Annotated in this window: 17 protein-coding genes; 10 read left to right on the top strand and 7 right to left on the bottom strand. The window is 60.5% G+C overall.

The genetic code is table 11. From position 1 onward, the window contains the following. Positions 1-116: 116 nt before the first annotated feature. A complete protein-coding gene (locus tag KCG87_RS17515; RefSeq protein ID WP_027612487.1) occupies positions 117-998 on the top strand; it encodes a LysR substrate-binding domain-containing protein in 882 nt (293 codons plus the stop codon). Between the two features lie 125 nt (positions 999-1,123). Here KCG87_RS17515 and KCG87_RS17510 read toward each other — a convergent pair whose 3' ends face one another. Then, a complete protein-coding gene (locus KCG87_RS17510; protein WP_210558451.1) occupies positions 1,124-1,738 on the bottom strand; it encodes an NAD(P)-dependent oxidoreductase in 615 nt (204 codons plus the stop codon). Between the two features lie 220 nt (positions 1,739-1,958). Next, positions 1,959-2,837: an MBL fold metallo-hydrolase gene (locus KCG87_RS17505; RefSeq protein WP_210558452.1), complete on the bottom strand. Its 879-nt coding sequence runs from the start codon at positions 2,835-2,837 to the stop codon at positions 1,959-1,961. A 114-nt stretch (positions 2,838-2,951) separates the two neighbouring features. Between KCG87_RS17505 and KCG87_RS17500 the strand changes: the two genes are divergently transcribed. After that, positions 2,952-3,857: a LysR family transcriptional regulator gene (locus KCG87_RS17500; protein ID WP_210558454.1), complete on the top strand. Its 906-nt coding sequence runs from the start codon at positions 2,952-2,954 to the stop codon at positions 3,855-3,857. A gap of 200 nt (positions 3,858-4,057) precedes the next feature. Beyond that, complete coding sequence (locus KCG87_RS17495) at positions 4,058-4,234, top strand: hypothetical protein (protein WP_007964044.1); 177 nt, start codon at positions 4,058-4,060, stop codon at positions 4,232-4,234. 136 nt (positions 4,235-4,370) lie between these two features. On the opposite strand, the gene KCG87_RS17490 is transcribed toward KCG87_RS17495, so the two are convergent. Beyond that, positions 4,371-5,255 (bottom strand): helix-turn-helix domain-containing protein, encoded by an 885-nt coding sequence (locus KCG87_RS17490; RefSeq protein WP_097086010.1) that lies wholly within the window; start codon positions 5,253-5,255, stop codon positions 4,371-4,373. Between the two features lie 177 nt (positions 5,256-5,432). Here KCG87_RS17490 and pobA point away from each other — a divergent pair, with 177 nt between their 5' ends. Together pobA and KCG87_RS17480 are read left to right on the top strand one after the other, a co-directional pair. Then, a complete protein-coding gene (gene pobA, locus KCG87_RS17485) occupies positions 5,433-6,626 on the top strand; it encodes a 4-hydroxybenzoate 3-monooxygenase (RefSeq protein WP_210558456.1) in 1,194 nt (397 codons plus the stop codon). A 79-nt stretch (positions 6,627-6,705) separates the two neighbouring features. Further along, positions 6,706-8,223: an MDR family MFS transporter gene (locus KCG87_RS17480; protein WP_134787213.1), complete on the top strand. Its 1,518-nt coding sequence runs from the start codon at positions 6,706-6,708 to the stop codon at positions 8,221-8,223. A 121-nt stretch (positions 8,224-8,344) separates the two neighbouring features. On the opposite strand, the gene KCG87_RS17475 is transcribed toward KCG87_RS17480, so the two are convergent. From KCG87_RS17475 to KCG87_RS17460, 4 genes are all read right to left on the bottom strand, one after another. Continuing rightward, positions 8,345-9,193 carry a cache domain-containing protein gene (locus KCG87_RS17475; protein ID WP_007964035.1) on the bottom strand — a complete coding sequence of 283 codons (849 nt, stop codon included), beginning with the start codon at positions 9,191-9,193 and terminating at the stop codon, positions 8,345-8,347. A 230-nt stretch (positions 9,194-9,423) separates the two neighbouring features. Then, on the bottom strand, positions 9,424-10,278 hold the full coding sequence (locus KCG87_RS17470; RefSeq protein WP_210558458.1) for an ATPase: 855 nt from the start codon (positions 10,276-10,278) through the stop codon (positions 9,424-9,426). Positions 10,279-10,394: 116 nt separating this feature from the next. Next, positions 10,395-11,387, bottom strand: a complete 993-nt coding sequence (locus tag KCG87_RS17465) for an NAD-dependent epimerase/dehydratase family protein (protein ID WP_098965333.1) — start codon at positions 11,385-11,387, stop codon at positions 10,395-10,397. 53 nt (positions 11,388-11,440) lie between these two features. Beyond that, positions 11,441-12,334 carry a LysR family transcriptional regulator ArgP gene (locus KCG87_RS17460; protein ID WP_095136979.1) on the bottom strand — a complete coding sequence of 298 codons (894 nt, stop codon included), beginning with the start codon at positions 12,332-12,334 and terminating at the stop codon, positions 11,441-11,443. Between the two features lie 96 nt (positions 12,335-12,430). Here KCG87_RS17460 and KCG87_RS17455 point away from each other — a divergent pair, with 96 nt between their 5' ends. The 5 genes from KCG87_RS17455 to KCG87_RS17435 all read left to right on the top strand — a co-directional run bounded on the left by KCG87_RS17455 (position 12,431) and on the right by KCG87_RS17435 (position 18,069). After that, entirely contained in the window at positions 12,431-12,832 is a 402-nt protein-coding gene (locus tag KCG87_RS17455; protein WP_027612477.1) for an ACT domain-containing protein, read from the top strand. Positions 12,833-12,837: 5 nt separating this feature from the next. Continuing rightward, a complete protein-coding gene (locus KCG87_RS17450) occupies positions 12,838-13,440 on the top strand; it encodes a LysE/ArgO family amino acid transporter (RefSeq protein ID WP_202368903.1) in 603 nt (200 codons plus the stop codon). Between the two features lie 176 nt (positions 13,441-13,616). Further along, positions 13,617-14,213 (top strand): Fe-Mn family superoxide dismutase, encoded by a 597-nt coding sequence (locus KCG87_RS17445; RefSeq protein ID WP_003227660.1) that lies wholly within the window; start codon positions 13,617-13,619, stop codon positions 14,211-14,213. A 321-nt stretch (positions 14,214-14,534) separates the two neighbouring features. Next, a complete protein-coding gene (locus tag KCG87_RS17440; RefSeq protein ID WP_096795124.1) occupies positions 14,535-16,586 on the top strand; it encodes a bifunctional diguanylate cyclase/phosphodiesterase in 2,052 nt (683 codons plus the stop codon). 139 nt (positions 16,587-16,725) lie between these two features. Continuing rightward, positions 16,726-18,069, top strand: a complete 1,344-nt coding sequence (locus KCG87_RS17435) for an imelysin family protein (RefSeq protein ID WP_134787216.1) — start codon at positions 16,726-16,728, stop codon at positions 18,067-18,069. The last annotated feature ends 69 nt before the right edge of the window (positions 18,070-18,138 follow it).

The following is an 18,138-nucleotide window of genomic DNA, read 5'->3' as shown; positions in this document are numbered from 1 at the left end:
CAGGCTCACTCCTACAAAGGGCCCCTTCAATGAGCTCATTGAACGGGCGGCAGGTAGCGGCAACAATCGATTAAAAGTCATACTAGCCATGTCCTCACGTCATACCTTGGATCCACATGAAACGACTGCCTCCCCTGCCCGCCCTGCACACGTTTCTGATCACCGCGCAGTGCTGCAACTTCACCCGGGCGGCCGAGCAGTTGCACATCACTCAGGGCGCGGTGAGCCGGCAGATTGCCGGGCTGGAAGCTCATCTGGGGTATGAGTTGTTCATCCGTCTGGCCCGAGGCCTGGAACTGACCGCCGAAGGACGTGAATGGCTGCCCCGGGTGGAAAAGATCTTCGGCTTGATCAGCGAGGCCACCGAGCAGATCGGGCGCAAGCGGCAAACCCTGCAACTCAAGGCGCCCAGCTGCGTGATGCGCTGGCTGGTGCCGCGCCTGCTGCAATGGCAAAAGGAACGCCCGGACGTGCCGGTCAAACTGACCACTACACTGGCCCATGGCGTCGACTTTCAGCGCGAGCAATTCGATGCGGCGGTGATCTACGGCACGCCGCCGGACAACTCCTCGACCGCGCTGCATCTGTTCGATGAGCAACTGACACCGGTCTGCTCGCCAGCATTATTGAAAGGCCCACCGGCGCTGAGCGAACCGGCCGACCTGCAACAGCATCTGCTGCTGCATCCGACCCGCGACACCCAGGACTGGACGGTGTGGCTGACCGCCGCCGAATTGCAATTGAGCAACGTCAACATGGGGCAGCATTTCGAGACGCTGGATCAGGCGATGTCGATGGCGTCGCATGGGACGGGGGTGGCGATTGGCGACTGGTCGCTGATCGGCGATGACCTGCGCGCCGGACGGCTGGTGATGCCGTTTGATCTGAAGGTGAAGACGGGGCTGGGCTACTACGTGGTGATGCCGCAGGGCGGGGAAGCGTCGCCGCAATTGGAGGAATTGATGATCTGGCTGGTGGAACAGGCGCATACCCGCTGAAGTACACAGATCACTCCTGTGGGAGCGGGCTTGCTCGCGAATGCAGTGTGTCAATCACTTCAAATGTCGCTGACACACCGCCTTCGCGAGCAAGCCCGCTCCCACATTGGGGTCTGCGTCGTTGCTTAATACCCGACCGTGAACCGCTGACGCGAATGCTTCGGCGTTTCCACTTCGTCAATCAGCGCAATCGCGTAATCGGCGAAGGTGATCCAGCTGCGACCTTCAGCACTGAACAGCAAATGGTCCTTGCCAACGCGGAAGGTACCGGTGCGCTCACCTTCGACGAACTCTGCCGATGGCGAGAGGAAAGTCCAGTCCAGATCCTTCTCCTGACGCAAGGCATCAAGAAACGCCGCGCCAGCGCTGGCCTCGGTTTTGTACTCAGCGGGGAAACCGGCGCTGTCGATCACTCGGGTGTCGTCCGGCAGCAACAGCGAACCGGCACCGCCGACCACCAGCAGACGCTTCACGCCCGCCTGCTTCACCGGGCCGACCAGAGCGCTGGCCGATACCGTGGCGAAGTGCGCGGCGCTGATCACCACGTCGTGACCGGCGACTGCGGCTTGCAGCGCCGCCGAATCCAGCACATCGACATTCTTGCTGACCACACCGGCACGCGAGCCGATCTTCGAGGTGTCGCGGGCGATGGCAGTGACGCTATGCCCGCGACGCAGGGCTTCTTCCAGCAGTTGGCTACCGGCACGGCCGGTGGCACCAATGATTGCGATCTTGCTCATGACATTCTCCAGTTGGCTTGAGAGTTTCAACGACGGCATAAATCTAATCTTGAAGCGGTATTCCCTGTGGCGAGGGAGCTTGCTCTCGCTGGAGGGCGAAGCACTCCCCGCCTGTTTCAGATACAACGTATTGGCAGGTTTTGCGCCTGCTGCGCAGGCGGGCGGGAGCAAGCTCCCTCGCCACAAAAGTCCTCTCGACCTCTGTTTCAGATCAATCGGGTTACCACTTCATCTCGCCCTTGGCGACTTTGGCACTCAGTTCCAGCGAACTTTCTTCGCCGAGTTTCGGGTAGCGCTTCTGCATGGCCTTGATCAGTGCGGCGGAATCCTTGGCCTTGGCGGTTTCTTCATCGAAAGCCTTAATGTAGTCGGCGGTGAATTTCACGCTGACCAAAGAGCGGCTGCTCTCGCCCAGGTAGTGACCCGGCACCACGGTTTTCGGCTTCAGGGTTTCGATCGAGTGCAGGGTTTGCAGCCAGTCGGCGTGGGATTGCGCGGTCTGGGTATCGGCCATCCACACATGAATATTCTCGGCGACCACAACGCCACCGACCACGGCCTTGAGCGACGGAATCCACACGAAGCTGCGATCCGGTTGTTTGCCTCCAAGACCGATCACCTGCAATTTCTGTCCTTCGAGCATCAGGCTATCGCCCTTGAGCACGCCCGGCACGATGGTTTTGGCCGGTACGTCGGCGCCCATTTTCGGGCCCCAGAAGGCGAGTTTGCCGGCGACGGTTTTGTTGATGTGATCCACGGTCGGCTGCGAGGCCAGCACTTCGGCGTCGGGGAAGGCCTGGGTCAGGGTGTCGAGGCCGAAGTAGTAATCCGGGTCACCGTGGCTGATGTAAATGGTGGTCAGGTGCTTGCCGCTGGCGCGGATCTTCTCCACCACCTGCTCGGCCTGGGCCTTGCCGAATTGTGCATCGACCAGAATCGCGTCTTTCTCGCCGCTGACCAGCACCGAAGTCACCGGGAAAATCGCGTGGGTGCCCGGGTTGTAGACATCCAGGGTCAGATTGGCGGCAGCGGCGTGGGCCGCGAAACCGAGGGTGGCGGTGGCCAGTAAAACGCGCTTGAGGGTAGTGAAGCCGATCATCTGTTGCTCCGTGGTCCGAATGCCGTGTTTGGCGATGGGACAGAGCTTAGTTGCCTGACTCGGTACAAAAAATGCGATGCTTGGACATAGTTTGTTTCTGAAAGCGGGCAAATCATGGATCGTCTTCAAGCAATGCGCGTGTTTGTCACCGTGGTCGATCTGGGCAGCCAGTCGGCGGCGGCCGATCATCTGGACCTGTCACGGCCAGTGGTGTCGCGTTATCTGGCGGAGCTGGAAGACTGGGTCGGCGCGCGCCTGATGCACCGCACCACGCGCAAATTGAGCCTGACTGCCGCCGGCAGCGAAATCCTGCCGCGCTGTCGGCAGATGCTCGAACTCTCGACGGATATGCAGGCGGCGGTCAGTGAACCACACGATGCACCGCGAGGATTGCTGCGTATCAGCGTCAGTACCTCGTTCGGCCAGGCGCAACTGGCCGATGCGATGGCGGCGTACGTCAAACGTTACCCCGGGGTCAGCATCGATCTGCAGATGCTCGACCGCACGGTGAATCTGGTGGATGAGCGCATCGATCTGGCGATCCGCACCAGCAATGACCTCGATCCGAACCTGATCGCCCGGCGCCTGACCGTGTGCCGCTCGGTGGTCTGCGCCGCACCGGCTTATTTGCGCGACAACCCGCCACCGCAACGGGTCGAGGACCTGAGCCGACACAACTGCCTCACCCACTCCTACTTCGGCAAGAGCCTGTGGCATTTCGAGGAGGACGGCGAGCCCGTGTCGGTGCCGGTGCAGGGCAACATCAGCGCCAACGAGGCCAGCACCCTGCTGCGTGCCACCCTGGCCGGTGCCGGCGTGGCGATGCTGCCGACCTATCAGGCCGGGGTTCATGTGCATGCCGGGGAACTGGTGCGCCTGCTGCCGGGTGCCGAGCCACGGCAGATGAACATCTACGCGGTGTACGCCTCACGCAAGCATATGCCGGCGGCGCTGCGCAGCATGCTGGATTTTCTCGTCGAACGATTCCCGGAAAATCCCGAATGGGATATGGGCCTGTAAATCCGATGCCCCTGTGGGAGCGGGCTTGCTCGCGAAGGCGGTGTATCAGTCTGGATTCTCATCGACTGACACCACGCCTTCGCGAGCAAGCCCGCTCCCACAGGGGGATGTCACATAGGCCGAATCCGTGGCTGGCAACTCTATGCCGCTGACCTATGCTGAAAGTAATACCGCAGGGTATGCGTTCAGAGGTCTACGCCATGAACATCAGAACAAGAAGGTACTTCGCGATTTTCATCACCTGCGCTGCCACGCTGGCGCTGTACGGCACCGCGGCCTGGCGGGTCGAGCAACTGCGACAACTGCCGCGCGAATACGCCAGCTGCAATTTCGAGCGCTGTATTCCGCATAACGCGACGCTCAATGCGTTGCGCTGATTGACCTGAGTTGCAGTGCGATCCTGTGGGAGGGGGCTTGCTCCCGAATGCGGTGTGTCATTCAGCATTGATGCAAACTGATAGACCGCTTTCGGGAGCAAGCCCCCTCCCACAGGATATCGCCAGGTTTACAGGATCACTGCTCGGCCTTCAGCCGGTCGCGGAAGGCCTTTGGCGATATCCCCACCCTGCGCCGGAACAGGCGCGTGAAGTTGGTCGGATCGGAAAACCCTAACAACTCCGACATCTCGTAAATGGTCATGCTGGTGTAGGTCAGCAAACGTTTGGCTTCCAGTAACTGGCGTTCGTGCATGATCTGCAGCGCTGGCTGCCCAGCCAGTTCCCGGCAGGTGCCGTTGAGGTGTGATACCGAAATCCCCAGACGATGGGCCAGGTCTTCGACCTTCACATGCTGGCGGTACGTCTCCTCCACCAATTGAATGAACCCGTTGAGGTATTCGCGCTGGCGTTGCGGCCGCTGGCTGGCATTATGGCGCACGAGCGCCTGACGGCTGACCCAGACCATGATCACGCTGACCAGCGAATGCATGAGCATTTCCCGCGCGGGTTGATGGCCGTTGTACTCGGCCTGCAACGCTGAAAACAGACTGTTCAGGTACTCCGCGTCCTTGCCCGCCGGGTAGTGCTCGGCCTGGGCCAGTGCGTGCACCGAGTTGCCCAGTTGCGCCTGCAGGTGATTGATCAGCGGATTGGCGAGGGTGACGACAAATCCTTCGACGTCCTCGGAAAAGCGAAAGCCATGCACCGACAACGGTGGCAGGACTTGAATCGCGGGCTGGTTGAGCTGCGTGCGTTGACCTTCGATTTCAAGCTCTGCCTGACCTTTGAAGACGAAGAGCAACTGGCACAAATCGGCGTGGCGGTGGGGTTTGATTTCCCATTGATGTTCGCGGCTGCGTTTGGAAATGGTTTCACAGTGCAGCAAGTCAGGGGTCGGCCAGTCCAGGCTTTCACCGTAGAGCTTGAACACCGGAATCGAAGGCAGGTCAGGCTTGTTCATCACTTCAATCCAGGCCTCGAGGTTGCGGGCGATAATCGCACCGATTGGCAGAATGTACAGGTATCGGCTCAGTTTTCACCTTCAATTGACAGACCCGCAAGGGAAAAATGCAAGCACTCGATCCATAAAAATCATTCACCGGCGCCTGTCGCGTGAAGCTTGCGAGTCATAAAAACAATGAAAACGCTGAAAACCCAAGTCGCCATCATTGGCGCCGGTCCGTCCGGATTGCTCCTCGGTCAGTTGCTGCACAACGCCGGCATCGACACCCTGATTCTCGAACGCCAGACACCCGACTATGTCCTCGGACGAATTCGCGCCGGCGTGCTTGAACAAGGCATGGTAGAGCTGTTGCGCCAGGCCGGCGTAGGCGCGCGCATGGATGCCGAAGGGCTGGTGCACGCCGGCTTCGATCTGGCACTGGATGGGCGTCTGGCACACATCGATCTGCAGGGTTTGACCGGCGGCAAAACCGTCATGGTTTACGGTCAGACCGAAGTCACGCGCGACCTGATGGCCGCTCGTCGGGAGGCTGGCGCACTGTCGTTTTATGAAGTGAGCCATGTCGTTCCTCACGGCATGAAAAGCGACGAGGCCTTTGTCACCTTCGAAAAGGATGGCGAAACCTGGCGCGTCGATTGCGATTACATTGCCGGTTGCGACGGCTTTCATGGCGTGGCCCGGCAGTCGATTCCCGAGGCCTGCCTGAAGATCTTCGAGCGGGTCTATCCGTTCGGCTGGCTGGGGATTCTCGCCGACACCCCGCCAGTGCACGAAGAACTGGTCTACGCCCGGCACGAACGTGGCTTCGCCCTGTGCAGCATGCGTTCGGCCACCCGTACCCGTTATTACCTGCAAGTGCCGGCCGAGGAGAACGTTGCCGACTGGTCCGACGAGCGCTTTTGGGCTGAGCTGAAAACACGTCTGCCCGCCGCGCTTGCCGAGAAACTGGTGACTGGCCCGTCGATTGAAAAAAGCATCGCGCCGCTGCGCAGTTTTGTCGTCGAGCCGATGCAGTACGGGCGGATGTTTCTGCTCGGCGATGCCGCGCACATCGTGCCGCCCACCGGCGCCAAGGGCCTGAACCTGGCTGCCAGCGATGTCAGTACGCTGTTCAACATTCTGCTGAAGGTTTATCGCGAAGGGCGCACCGATCTGCTGGAGAAATACTCGGAGATCTGCCTGCGCCGGGTATGGAAAGCCGAACGTTTCTCCTGGTGGATGACCTCGATGCTGCACCGCTTCGACGAGCACGACGATTTCAGCCAGCGCATCAGCGCCTCGGAACTGGACTACTTCGTCAGTTCAGAAGCCGGTCGAAAAACCATTGCAGAAAATTACGTCGGACTTCCGTACGAGGCTATCGAATAGCCTGCTACCGACTTACACTGGCGAGCATCCACCCGTGCGCAATGGCCGTGCGGGTCCATCACTGCCCGCAGGCTCGCCCGTGACCAATCTCAATCACCCTGAAACGCCCAAACCGGCCATTCGCAGCGTGCTGGTCGCGTTGATGATGGCGATTTTTCTCGGCGCGCTGGACCAGACCATCGTCGCCGTCTCGATGCCCGCCATCTCCGCACAGTTCAAGGACGTCAGCCTGCTGGCCTGGGTGATTTCCGGGTACATGGTGGCAATGACCGTGGCGGTGCCGATCTACGGCAAACTGGGAGATTTGTACGGGCGACGCAAACTGATGCTGTTCGGCATGGGCCTGTTCACCCTCGCCTCGCTGTTCTGCGGCATGGCGCAAAGCATGGAACAACTGGTGCTGGCGCGGATTCTCCAGGGCATCGGCGCCGGCGGAATGATCTCGGTCAGTCAGGCAATCATCGGCGACATCGTCCCGCCGCGCGAACGCGGGCGTTATCAGGGTTATTTCAGCAGCATGTACGCGGTGGCCAGCGTCGCCGGGCCAGTGCTCGGCGGCTACATGACCGAATACCTGTCGTGGCGCTGGGTGTTCCTGATCAATCTGCCACTGGGGCTGGGCGCCTGGTGGGTTGCCAATCGCAATCTGCGCGGGCTGCCGATTCCGCAGCGCAAACCGATCATCGACTACCTCGGCACGCTGTTGATGATCATCGGTTTGACCGCCCTGCTGCTGGCCATCACTCAGGTCGGTCAGGGCCATTCGTGGCGCAGCAGCGAAGTGCTTGGCTTGTTCGCCTGTGCGGTAGCGGTGCTGGCTGTGTTCGTCTGGCATGAACGCCGGGCGCGTGAGCCGCTGCTGCCGATGCACTTGTTCACCAACCGCAACGCGTTGCTGTGCTGGTGCACGATTTTCTTCACCAGTTTTCAGGCGATCTCGCTGATCGTGCTGATGCCGCTGCGCTTTCAGAGCGTCACCGGCGCTGGGGCGGATGCGGCGGCATTGCACTTGCTGCCGCTGGCGATGGGCCTGCCGATCGGCGCTTATTTCGCCGGACGCCGTACTTCGGTGACCGGTCGCTACAAACCACAGATTCTGACCGGCGCGCTGCTGATGCCGATCTCGATTCTCGGCATGGCGTTCAGCCCACCCGATGCGACGCTGGTCAGCAGCCTGTTCATGCTGCTCAGCGGGATTGCCGGCGGCATGCAGTTCCCGACTTCACTGGTGGGTACGCAGAACTCGGTGGAGCAACGCGACATCGGCGTCGCCACCAGCACCACTAACCTGTTCCGTTCGCTGGGCGGCGCAGTGGGTGTGGCGTTGATGTCGGCGCTGTTGCTGGCGTTGTTGCAGGATTCGAGTTTCGCCCATCTGGCGAGCAACTCGCTGATCAGCGAGGGCCATTCGGGCAACGTGCTGCTCGACGGTCTGAACGCCGCACCGGGTGATGCACAAAACGCCCTGCGTGCCGAGCTTTCGGTGACGTTCCGGCATTTGCTTTGGGTGAGTACGGCGGTATCGCTGCTGGGGCTGGCAGCGGCGATTGCGATGCCGAACAACCTGCTGCGCGGGCGCGAGCACGGCGCCAAATAACAGCAACACCTTGATCCCCTGTAGGAGTGAGCCTGCTCGCGATGAGGGTGTGTCAGTCGACATTATTGTTGAATGACACACCTTCATCGCGAGCAGGCTCACTCCTACAAAGGCAGTTCACTCAGGGGCTGTAGTAACCCACCGCCACCAGAAAATGTCCGACCTTCTTCAGGTAGGCATGCTTGTCCTCGACCTTGCCGGTCACCGGGTTTTTCCAGCGGTATTCGTATTCGCCGTCATCCTGCTTGGCGATCAGCGCCAGAATCGGCTCGCCCACCGGTTTGCCTTCCGGGTCCTTGATCTTGCTGAAATCGGTGTTGATCAAGCGCAGGTTGGTGCCGTGGGCAACGTAGCGTTGGGTGTCCAGATCGACCACGAACACATACAGGTCATCCTGCAGATAACCACCCTTGAGCGAGTTGATGGCCGTCAGGGTGCCCTTCTCGTTTTTTCCCAGATCGGTTGCAGCCTTGTCGAGAAGTGCCTTGGCCTGCTCGGCTGAAGCGCGCGGCAGGTAATAACCGACGGCCAGAATGCGCTGACCGATGCGCTGGTAATACACATGTTTGCGCTCGACCTTGCCGTCGGCCCAGTTCTGCCAGCGGTATTCGGCCTGTTGAATGCCGTTGCCTTCCGGCACCAGCAAGGCGTCCTTGAAGGCTTTCTGCAAATCCGGCGCAAGCACTTCGCTGACGTCACGGCCGATCAAGGCTGAGGACGGCCCGCCGCTGGCGAGCATCACACCTTTGGTGTCGACCACGAACACGTAGCGATCCTTGTCGACGAACTCGCCCTGACGGCTGAACGCGGCGAAGGCCTTGTCGCCATTGTCGTGGTAATAGGCCAGCGCCTTTTCCAGCAAAGCAATGGCAGCCTTGCTGTCGTCCTTTTGTGTAGTGGCGGCGTTGACCTGCCCTGCCCCCACAAAAAGCATCACCCCGAGCCACGCCACTTTATGCAAAAACCCCATAACGCATCCCTCGTTCTTGTTGGTGTTTCAAGAGCGTAGACGGCTTGGGGTCGGACGGAGCGCCGAATCCTGTAGCGAGGGGATTTATCCCCGATGGGCTGCGCAGCAGCCCTGATGGAGAGAACACATATTTTCTGACACACCGAGCTGATGGTTTGGGAGCTGCTGCGCAGCCCCATCGGGGATGAATCCCCTCACCACAAAGGTCCCTGGCTACAGTTCATCAGGCCCTAGGGCCGGGCATTGATCTGCTGCTGCAGGTTCTGGATCTGCGCCTGCAGGGTGTTGAGGTTGCGGGTCATCTGCCCGCGGAATGCGTCGAACTCGGCGGTATTGCCGCCACCCTGCGCAGCGGCCGGACGGTTGTCCTGCTCACTCTTGAGGACGACGACTTCCTGCTCCAGACGCTCGATCGCCGCGCTCGGATTGCCTTGTTTCTTCAGCGCGGTGATATCAGCGCCGAGGCTTTTCAGTTGAGCGTCATAACTCTTGAGCTGCGCATCGACCTTGCCAGTGTCGGCCGGTGTGCTTTTCAGGGCCGCCAGTTCGGCGCTCAAGGCTTTGACCTGAGCCTGCAACTGGGTATTGGCGTTCTGTTGTTCGGTGGTCTGCGCGGTCATCTGCGCCAGACGCTTGTCCAGATCGCTGGCCTGACCGACCACGCCTTGCTGCTGTTTGCTCTGATCCAGCAACTGGGTTTCCAGCTGTTTGATCTGCAGCTTCAAGGCTTCGCTGTCACTGTTGACGTTGCTCTGGCTGGCGACGACCTTGCCGGAAATGTCCTGCAGGCGCCCCGCCGCTTCCTCGCTGATGCGCGCAAAGCTTTCCTGGGTCGCGACCAATTGCTGCTCCATCAGCGAAATCTGCTGAAAGCTCCACCAGGCCAGACCGATAAAGGCGAAGAACAACGCGCCGACCAGTGCCCACAGCGGCCCGGTGCTCGCAGCCTTGACCTTGACCACCGGCGGCGTGCGCGAGTGCACCGAGGTGCGGGCGCTGGGCGGAATGTCATCGTCGTCAAAGGTGTCGGCCCGCAGGCTCGGTACATCGTCGAAATCGTCGTTGGCATCGTTACGCATGGACATTGAGGCAACCTTTGTGGAACGCGGTGATGGCTAAATGCTGCGAAGTATAACCGCCGCAGCCGCAGGGATTGACCCTCAAGCGGCAGTGCGGTTCATTGCCGGCCGGGCGACTTGTATCAACGGATGTCCTGAGCTTTCCACCAGCCACAGAACTCGTCGAGGGCCGACCACAGGCTGACTTTCGGATCGTAGTCCAGATAATGCCGGGCGCGACTGATGTCGAGGGTGAAATTTTTCTTCATGACTTGCATGCCCAATCGCGACAGGGTCGGCTCCGGGCGTCCCGGCCAGAGTTTGCACACGCCTTCGTTGAGCGCAGCAACGCTGTAGGCCAGACCGTACGAGCGGTATTTGCTGACCTGCGGCACTTCCATTTTGCGCATCACATAATTGACCACATCCCACAGCGGCACCGGCGCGCCATTGCTGATGTTGTAGGCCTTGCCCAACGCGGAACCGGCCGCCAGCAGGCTGCTGAGCAGCGCTTCGTTGAGGTTCTGCACGCTGGTGAAATCGACCTTGTTCAGGCCGTCGCCAATGATCGCCAGACGCCCCTTGCGCTGCATGTTCAGCAGGCGCGGGAAAATGCTCATGTCGCCGGCGCCAGTGACGAAACGCGGGCGCAGGGCAATGGTTTCCAGACCGAATTCCTGCGCGCCAAAGACCTTTTGCTCGGCCAGGTATTTGGTCGCCGCGTAGTGATGTTTGAAGCGCTTGGGCACTTGCTCTTCGGTCAGGCCGAGGTGATCGCGGCCATCGAAATAGATCGACGGCGACGACAGATGCACCAGTCGCCGCACGCGCTGCTTGAGGCAGGCTTCGACGACGTTTTCGGTGACCTGCACGTTGCCCTGATGAAAGTCCTGATAGCGCCCCCACAAGCCGACGGCACCGGCACAGTGCACCACGGCTTCGACGTCGGCGCAGAGGTCGCGCACCAGATCCGCATCGGTGAGATCGCCCGGGACGAACTCGGCGCCACGGCGCACCAGATGCTCGACGCTTTCGGCCCGGCGACCGTTGACCCGCACGTCCAGGCCCTGCTCCAAAGCGAAACGCGCAAAGCGTCCGCCAATGAAGCCGCTTGCGCCGGTGACCAGAATTTTCATGTAACGCTCCGATGTCTTTCGTTTACCTGATACGTCTTTCTTGACGCTGACCATCAGCCCAAGGGCACCAGCCAGCGCGGTGAAGAACGTAGCAATTGCTCGGTCAGCAAGGCCAGCAGCTGACCGCCATTGCGCCAATGATGCCAGTACAACGGCACATCGATCGGTTTATCTGGCAACAGTTCGCGCAATACGCCGCGTTGCAGCTGATCACGCACTTGCAGTTCCGGCACCAGGCCCCAACCGAACCCGGCTTCGGTCAGACGCACAAAACCTTCGGAGGACGGGCACAAGTGGTGCTCGAAACCACCGTCGACACCAAGCGATGCGAGGTAGCGATGCTGGAGAAAATCGTCCGGGCCGAACACCAGCGCCGGGGTGCGCGGCAGCTGCTCGGCGCGCACCCCGTCGGGGAAATGCCGCTCGATAAACGCCGGACTGGCCAGCGCCCGATAGCGCATCGCCCCGAGCAACACGCTACGCGCACCGGCCACCGGGCGCTCGCTGGCGCAGACACACGCCGCCACTTCCCCGGCACGCATGCGCTTGAGGCCGACGGTCTGATCTTCCACCACCAGATCCAGCAATAAATGCTGCTCGGCGCAGAAATCGCCCACGGCTTCGGCCCACCAGGTGGCGAGGCTGTCGGCGTTGATGGCGATGCGCAAACGCTCCGGCAGGCCTTCTTCGTCGAGCGCCGGCACCAGGGTCTGCAAGTCACGTTCGAGCAGGCGCACCTGCTGCACATGGTTGAGCAGCCGCCGGCCAATTTCCGTCGGCGATGGCGGCGTGCCGCGTACCAGCACCGGTTGGCCGACCCGCGCTTCCAGCAATTTGATCCGCTGGGAAATCGCCGATTGCGACAAGCCCAGCACCTGCGCGGCGCGTTCGAATCCGGCCTGCTCGACCACAGCGGCCAGCGCGGAAAGTAATTTATAGTCGAACATCAGTTTTCCTAATGAGCGATCAGCACTATTGGTTTTTCTTATACCGCTTTCGACCGGAGAATAGCCAGCAAGCACTCTTTATCAAGGAACACGGCAATGGCTGGCGAAACCTCACTCACAACTCTGCTGCGCAGCATGAGCCCGCAGCTCAACGCCGGCGAATATGTGTTTTGCACCCTGCGTGACGGCCAGTTGCCGAGCGGTGTGGAGATTGTCGGCAGCTTCCGCGAGCAGGAAGGCCTGACCGTGATTCTGGAGCGCTCCCAGGCCGAACGTGCCGGGTTCGCTTTTGATTATGTGGCGGCGTGGATCACCCTCAATGTGCATTCGGCGCTCGAAGCCGTTGGCCTCACCGCCGCGTTCGCCAGCGCGCTGGGCAAGGCCGGAATCAGTTGCAACGTGATCGCCGGTTATTACCACGACCATTTGTTTGTCGGTCAGGCCGACGCCGAGCGCGCCATGCACGTGCTGCGCGATCTCGCAGCCAACGCGGAGTAACTCTTATGTGGCAAAGCTATGTGAACGGCCTGCTGGTGGCCTTGGGGCTGATCATGGCGATCGGTACGCAGAACGCTTTTGTGCTGGCGCAGAGTCTGCGCCGTGAACATCACCTGCCGGTGGCGGCGTTGTGTGTGGCGTGCGATGCGCTGCTGGTGGCGGCCGGGGTGTTTGGCTTGGCCACCGTGTTGGCGCAGAACCCGACATTGCTCGCGGTGGCACGCTGGGGCGGCGCGGTCTTTCTGATCTGGTATGGCAGCCAGGCGCTGCGAAGGGCGTTCTCGAAACAGAGTCTGGATCAGGGTGAAAACCACACCGTACGCTCGTTGCGCGCGGTGATGCTCAGCGCGCTGGCAGTGACACTGCTCAACCCGCACGTTTATCTCGATACGGTGCTGTTGATCGGTTCTCTCGGCGCACAGCAGTCGGTGCCGGGCGCTTATGTAGTGGGCGCTGCCAGTGCCTCGCTGCTATGGTTTTTCACCCTCGCCCTCGGTGCCGCATGGCTCGCGCCGTGGCTGGCTCGGCCGAGTACCTGGCGGATTCTCGATCTTCTGGTGGCAGTGATGATGTTCACGGTGGCAGGGCAATTGATATTGGCGCAGTGATTTATTCCAAACAGCTCTGGAACCTCTATCCCACACAGTTGTTGCGTGGTTAAGCCTTGACCCCGGTGCTATGATCCGAACCCTGCGCCGCAAAGAGTAAAAACTCGTCGGTGCATTTCTGGCCGCCCGTGATCGGCCTTGCGCTCACCGCAACAGACCTGATTAGGAGAATCATCATGGCTTTCGAATTGCCGCCGCTGCCTTACGCACACGATGCCCTGCAGCCGCACATTTCCAAGGAAACCCTGGAATTTCACCATGACAAGCACCACAACACCTATGTCGTGAACCTGAACAACCTGGTGCCAGGCACCGAGTTCGAAGGCAAGACCCTGGAAGAGATCGTCAAGACTTCCTCGGGCGGCATCTTCAACAACGCCGCTCAGGTCTGGAACCACACTTTCTACTGGAACTGCCTGGCGCCAAACGCCGGCGGTCAACCAACCGGCGCACTGGCTGAAGCCATCAACGCGGCTTTCGGTTCGTTCGACAAGTTCAAGGAAGAGTTCAGCAAAACCTCGATCGGCACCTTCGGTTCCGGCTGGGGCTGGCTGGTGAAAAAGGCTGACGGTTCCCTGGCCCTGGCCAGCACCATCGGCGCCGGTAACCCGCTGACCAGCGGCGACACCCCGCTGCTGACCTGCGACGTCTGGGAACACGCTTACTACATCGACTACCGCAACCTGCGTCCGAAGTACGTTGAAGCGTTCTGGAACCTGGTCAACTGGAAGTTCGTCGCTGAGCAGTTCGAAGGCAAAACCTTCACCGCTTAAGCTACGCGCCAGATAAAAAACCCGGCTACGGCCGGGTTTTTTTATGCCTGCTTTTTTTTCACGATGAACGATGGCTCCGGCCGCTTGCCGGTGCAGCACAGCGGGCTACCATCAAATCAGCGAAAATTTGTTCCAGACTGCTCAAGTTGAGGGCCGAAACTACCGACACAGTACAAATAGAGCTGAGACTCCAGACAGCAGTATTTCGGTCAAGGCAACGGGCAAATGTTCCGAGGCTTGATTGTCCCTTTGACTGCCAACACGGGATTGCCAATACTCATGGCAACTTGACGCTACCCGCACGGAACAAGGAATAACCCTTTGAAGCTGGAACTCAAGAACAGCTTGTCGGTGAAGTTGCTCCGGGTCGTGCTCCTTTCGGCATTGATCGTCGGCGTGGTCTTGAGCTGCGCCCAGATTGTTTTCGATGCCTATAAAACCCGCCAGGCGGTGGCCGGCGACGCCCAGCGTATCCTCGACATGTTCCGCGACCCATCCACTCAGGCGGTCTACAGCCTCGACCGGGAAATGGGCATGCAGGTGATCGAAGGCCTGTTCCAGGACGACGCGGTGCGCCAGGCTTCCATCGGCCATCCCAACGAAGCGATGCTCGCGCAGAAATCCCGTGAGTTGCAGCACTCCAACAGCCGCTGGCTGACTGATCTGATACTCGGTCAGGAACGCACCTTCACCACTCAATTGGTCGGTCGCGGTCCCTACAGCGAGTATTACGGCGACCTGAGCATCACCCTCGACACCGCCACCTATGGCGAGAGTTTCATCGTCAGTTCGGTGATCATTTTCATTTCCGGCGTCTTGCGCGCCCTGGCCATGGGCCTGGTGTTGTATCTGGTTTATCACTGGCTGCTGACCAAGCCGCTGTCGCGGATCATCGAGCACCTGACCGAAATCAATCCCGATCGCCCCAGCGAGCACAAGATTCCACAGCTCAAGGGTCACGAAAAAAATGAACTCGGCATCTGGATCAACACCGCCAACCAGTTGCTCGAATCGATAGAACGCAACACCCATCTGCGCCACGAAGCGGAAAACAGCCTGCTGCGCATGGCCCAGTACGACTTCCTCACCGGCCTGCCGAACCGCCAGCAATTGCAGCAGCAACTGGACAAGATTCTGGTCGACGCCGGCAAGCTGCAACGCCGGGTCGCGGTGTTGTGCGTAGGGCTGGATGATTTCAAAGGGATCAACGAGCAGTTCAGCTACCAGACCGGCGACCAGTTGCTGCTGGCGCTGGCCGACCGCCTGCGCGCCCACAGCGGTCGCCTCGGCGCCCTCGCCCGTCTGGGTGGCGACCAGTTCGCGCTGGTGCAGGCCGATATCGAACAACCTTATGAAGCGGCAGAGCTGGCGCAGAGCATCCTCGATGATCTGGAAGCGGCGTTCGCCCTCGACCATCAGGAAATCCGCCTGCGCGCGACCATCGGCATCACCCTGTTCCCCGAGGACGGCGACAGCACCGAGAAGCTGTTGCAGAAGGCCGAGCAGACCATGACGCTGGCCAAGACCCGCTCGCGCAATCGCTATCAGTTCTACATCGCCAGCGTCGACAGCGAAATGCGTCGGCGTCGCGAACTGGAAAAAGACCTGCGCGACGCACTGATTCGCGACCAGTTCTACCTCGTCTATCAGCCGCAGATCAGCTACCGCGATCACCGCGTGGTCGGGGTCGAAGCGCTGATTCGCTGGCAGCATCCGGAACACGGTCTGGTGCCGCCGGACCTGTTCATTCCGCTGGCCGAACAGAACGGCACGATCATCGCCATCGGCGAGTGGGTGCTGGATCAGGCCTGCAAGCAATTGCGCGAATGGCACGATCAGGGCTTTGTCGATCTGCGCATGGCGGTCAACCTGTCCACCGTGCAACTGCACCACGCCGAGTTGCCGCGAGTGGTCAACAACCTGCTGCAGATCTACCGCCTGCCGCCGCGCAGCCTCGAACTGGAAGTCACCGAAACCGGCCTGATGGAAGACATCAGCACCGCCGCCCAGCATCTGCTGAGCCTGCGCCGCTCCGGCGCGCTGATCGCCATCGACGACTTCGGCACCGGCTACTCATCACTGAGTTACCTGAAAAGCCTGCCGCTGGACAAGATCAAGATCGACAAGAGCTTCGTTCAGGATCTGCTGGATGACGACGATGATGCGACCATCGTTCGCGCGATCATTCAACTGGGCAAGAGCCTGGGCATGCAGGTGATCGCCGAAGGCGTGGAAACTGCCGAGCAGGAGTCCTACATCATCTCCGAAGGCTGTCACGAAGGTCAGGGTTACCACTACAGCAAACCGCTGCCTGCCCGGGAACTGACGGCCTACCTCAAACAGGCGCAGCGTAGCAACGCGGCGATCCTTTGATGCCGCGCATAACAACCGGCTAAATAAGAAATATTTCCAGCCACAGCCCTTTACACATAATGCGAAAGATTTGCATTATGTCGCAGCTTTGCGCACCCCCGCGCCCTGTCCATTCCATTACCGAAGCAGGATGTTCGCCATGATTCGTATGCCTCTGGCTACCGCCAGTCTGCTGGCCATCGCTATTTCTCTCGCCGGTTGCGGCGAAGGCAAAGACAAGGCTGCCGCCCCGGCCGCGCCGACGCCGGCCGCCAGCACCGCCGCCGCTCCAGCACCTGCCGCTGCCGGTAAAGTCGATGAAGCCGCCGCCAAGGCTGTGGTCGCGCATTACGCCGACATGGTCTTCGCCGTCTACAGCGATGCCGAATCCACAGCGAAAACCCTGCAAACCGCGGTCGACGCGTTCCTCGCCAAGCCGAACGCCGATACCCTGAAAGCCGCCAAGGCTGCCTGGGTCGCTGCGCGCGTGCCTTACTTGCAGAGCGAAGTGTTTCGCTTCGGCAACACCATCATCGACGACTGGGAAGGTCAGGTGAACGCCTGGCCGCTGGACGAAGGCCTGATCGACTATGTCGACAAATCCTACGAGCATGCGCTGGGCAACCCGGGCGCCACCGCCAACATCATCGCCAACACTGAAGTGCAGGTCGGCGAAGACAAGGTCGATGTGAAAGACATCACCCCGGAAAAACTCGCCAGCCTCAACGAGCTGGGCGGTTCCGAAGCCAACGTCGCCACCGGCTACCACGCGATCGAATTCCTGCTCTGGGGCCAGGATCTGAACGGCACCGGCCCGGGCGCCGGCAACCGTCCGGCGTCGGACTACCTGGAAGGCGCTGGCGCCACCGGCGGTCACAATGATCGTCGCCGTGCCTACCTCAAAGCCGTGACCCAACTGCTGGTCAGCGACCTGGAAGAAATGGTCGGCAACTGGAAGCCGAACGTGGCCGACAACTACCGCGCTACCCTGGAAGCCGAGCCGGCTGAAAGCGGCCTGCGCAAAATGCTCTTCGGCATGGGCAGTCTGTCCCTGGGCGAACTGGCGGGCGAGCGCATGAAGGTTTCCCTGGAAGCCAACTCCCCGGAAGACGAACAGGATTGCTTCAGCGACAACACCCACAACTCGCACTTCTACGATGCCAAAGGCATTCGTAACGTGTACCTGGGCGAATACACCCGCACCGACGGCACCAAAATGACCGGTGCCAGCCTGTCGTCGCTGGTGGCCAAGGCCGACCCGGCTGCCGACACCGCGCTGAAAGCCGATCTGGCCGCTACCGAAGCGAAAATCCAGGTCATGGTCGATCACGCCAACAAGGGTGAGCACTACGACCAGTTGATCGCTGCGGGCAACACCGCCGGCAACCAGATCGTGCGTGACGCCATCGCCGCACTGGTCAAGCAGACCGGTTCGATCGAAGCCGCCGCCGGCAAGCTGGGCATCAGCGACCTGAACCCGGACAACGCTGATCACGAGTTCTGATCAACGCTGACTGCACAAGAAGGCGACCTCCGGGTCGCCTTTTTCATGCCTGCCGTACACAAAACCCTG

The sequence above is a fragment of the Pseudomonas sp. MWU347 genome (genome assembly GCF_017947305.1).
Classification (GTDB): Bacteria; Pseudomonadota; Gammaproteobacteria; order Pseudomonadales; family Pseudomonadaceae; genus Aquipseudomonas; species Aquipseudomonas putida_A.
The sequence above is the reverse complement of the archived record's forward strand: the minus strand, read 5'-3'. Positions and strand labels throughout refer to the sequence as shown.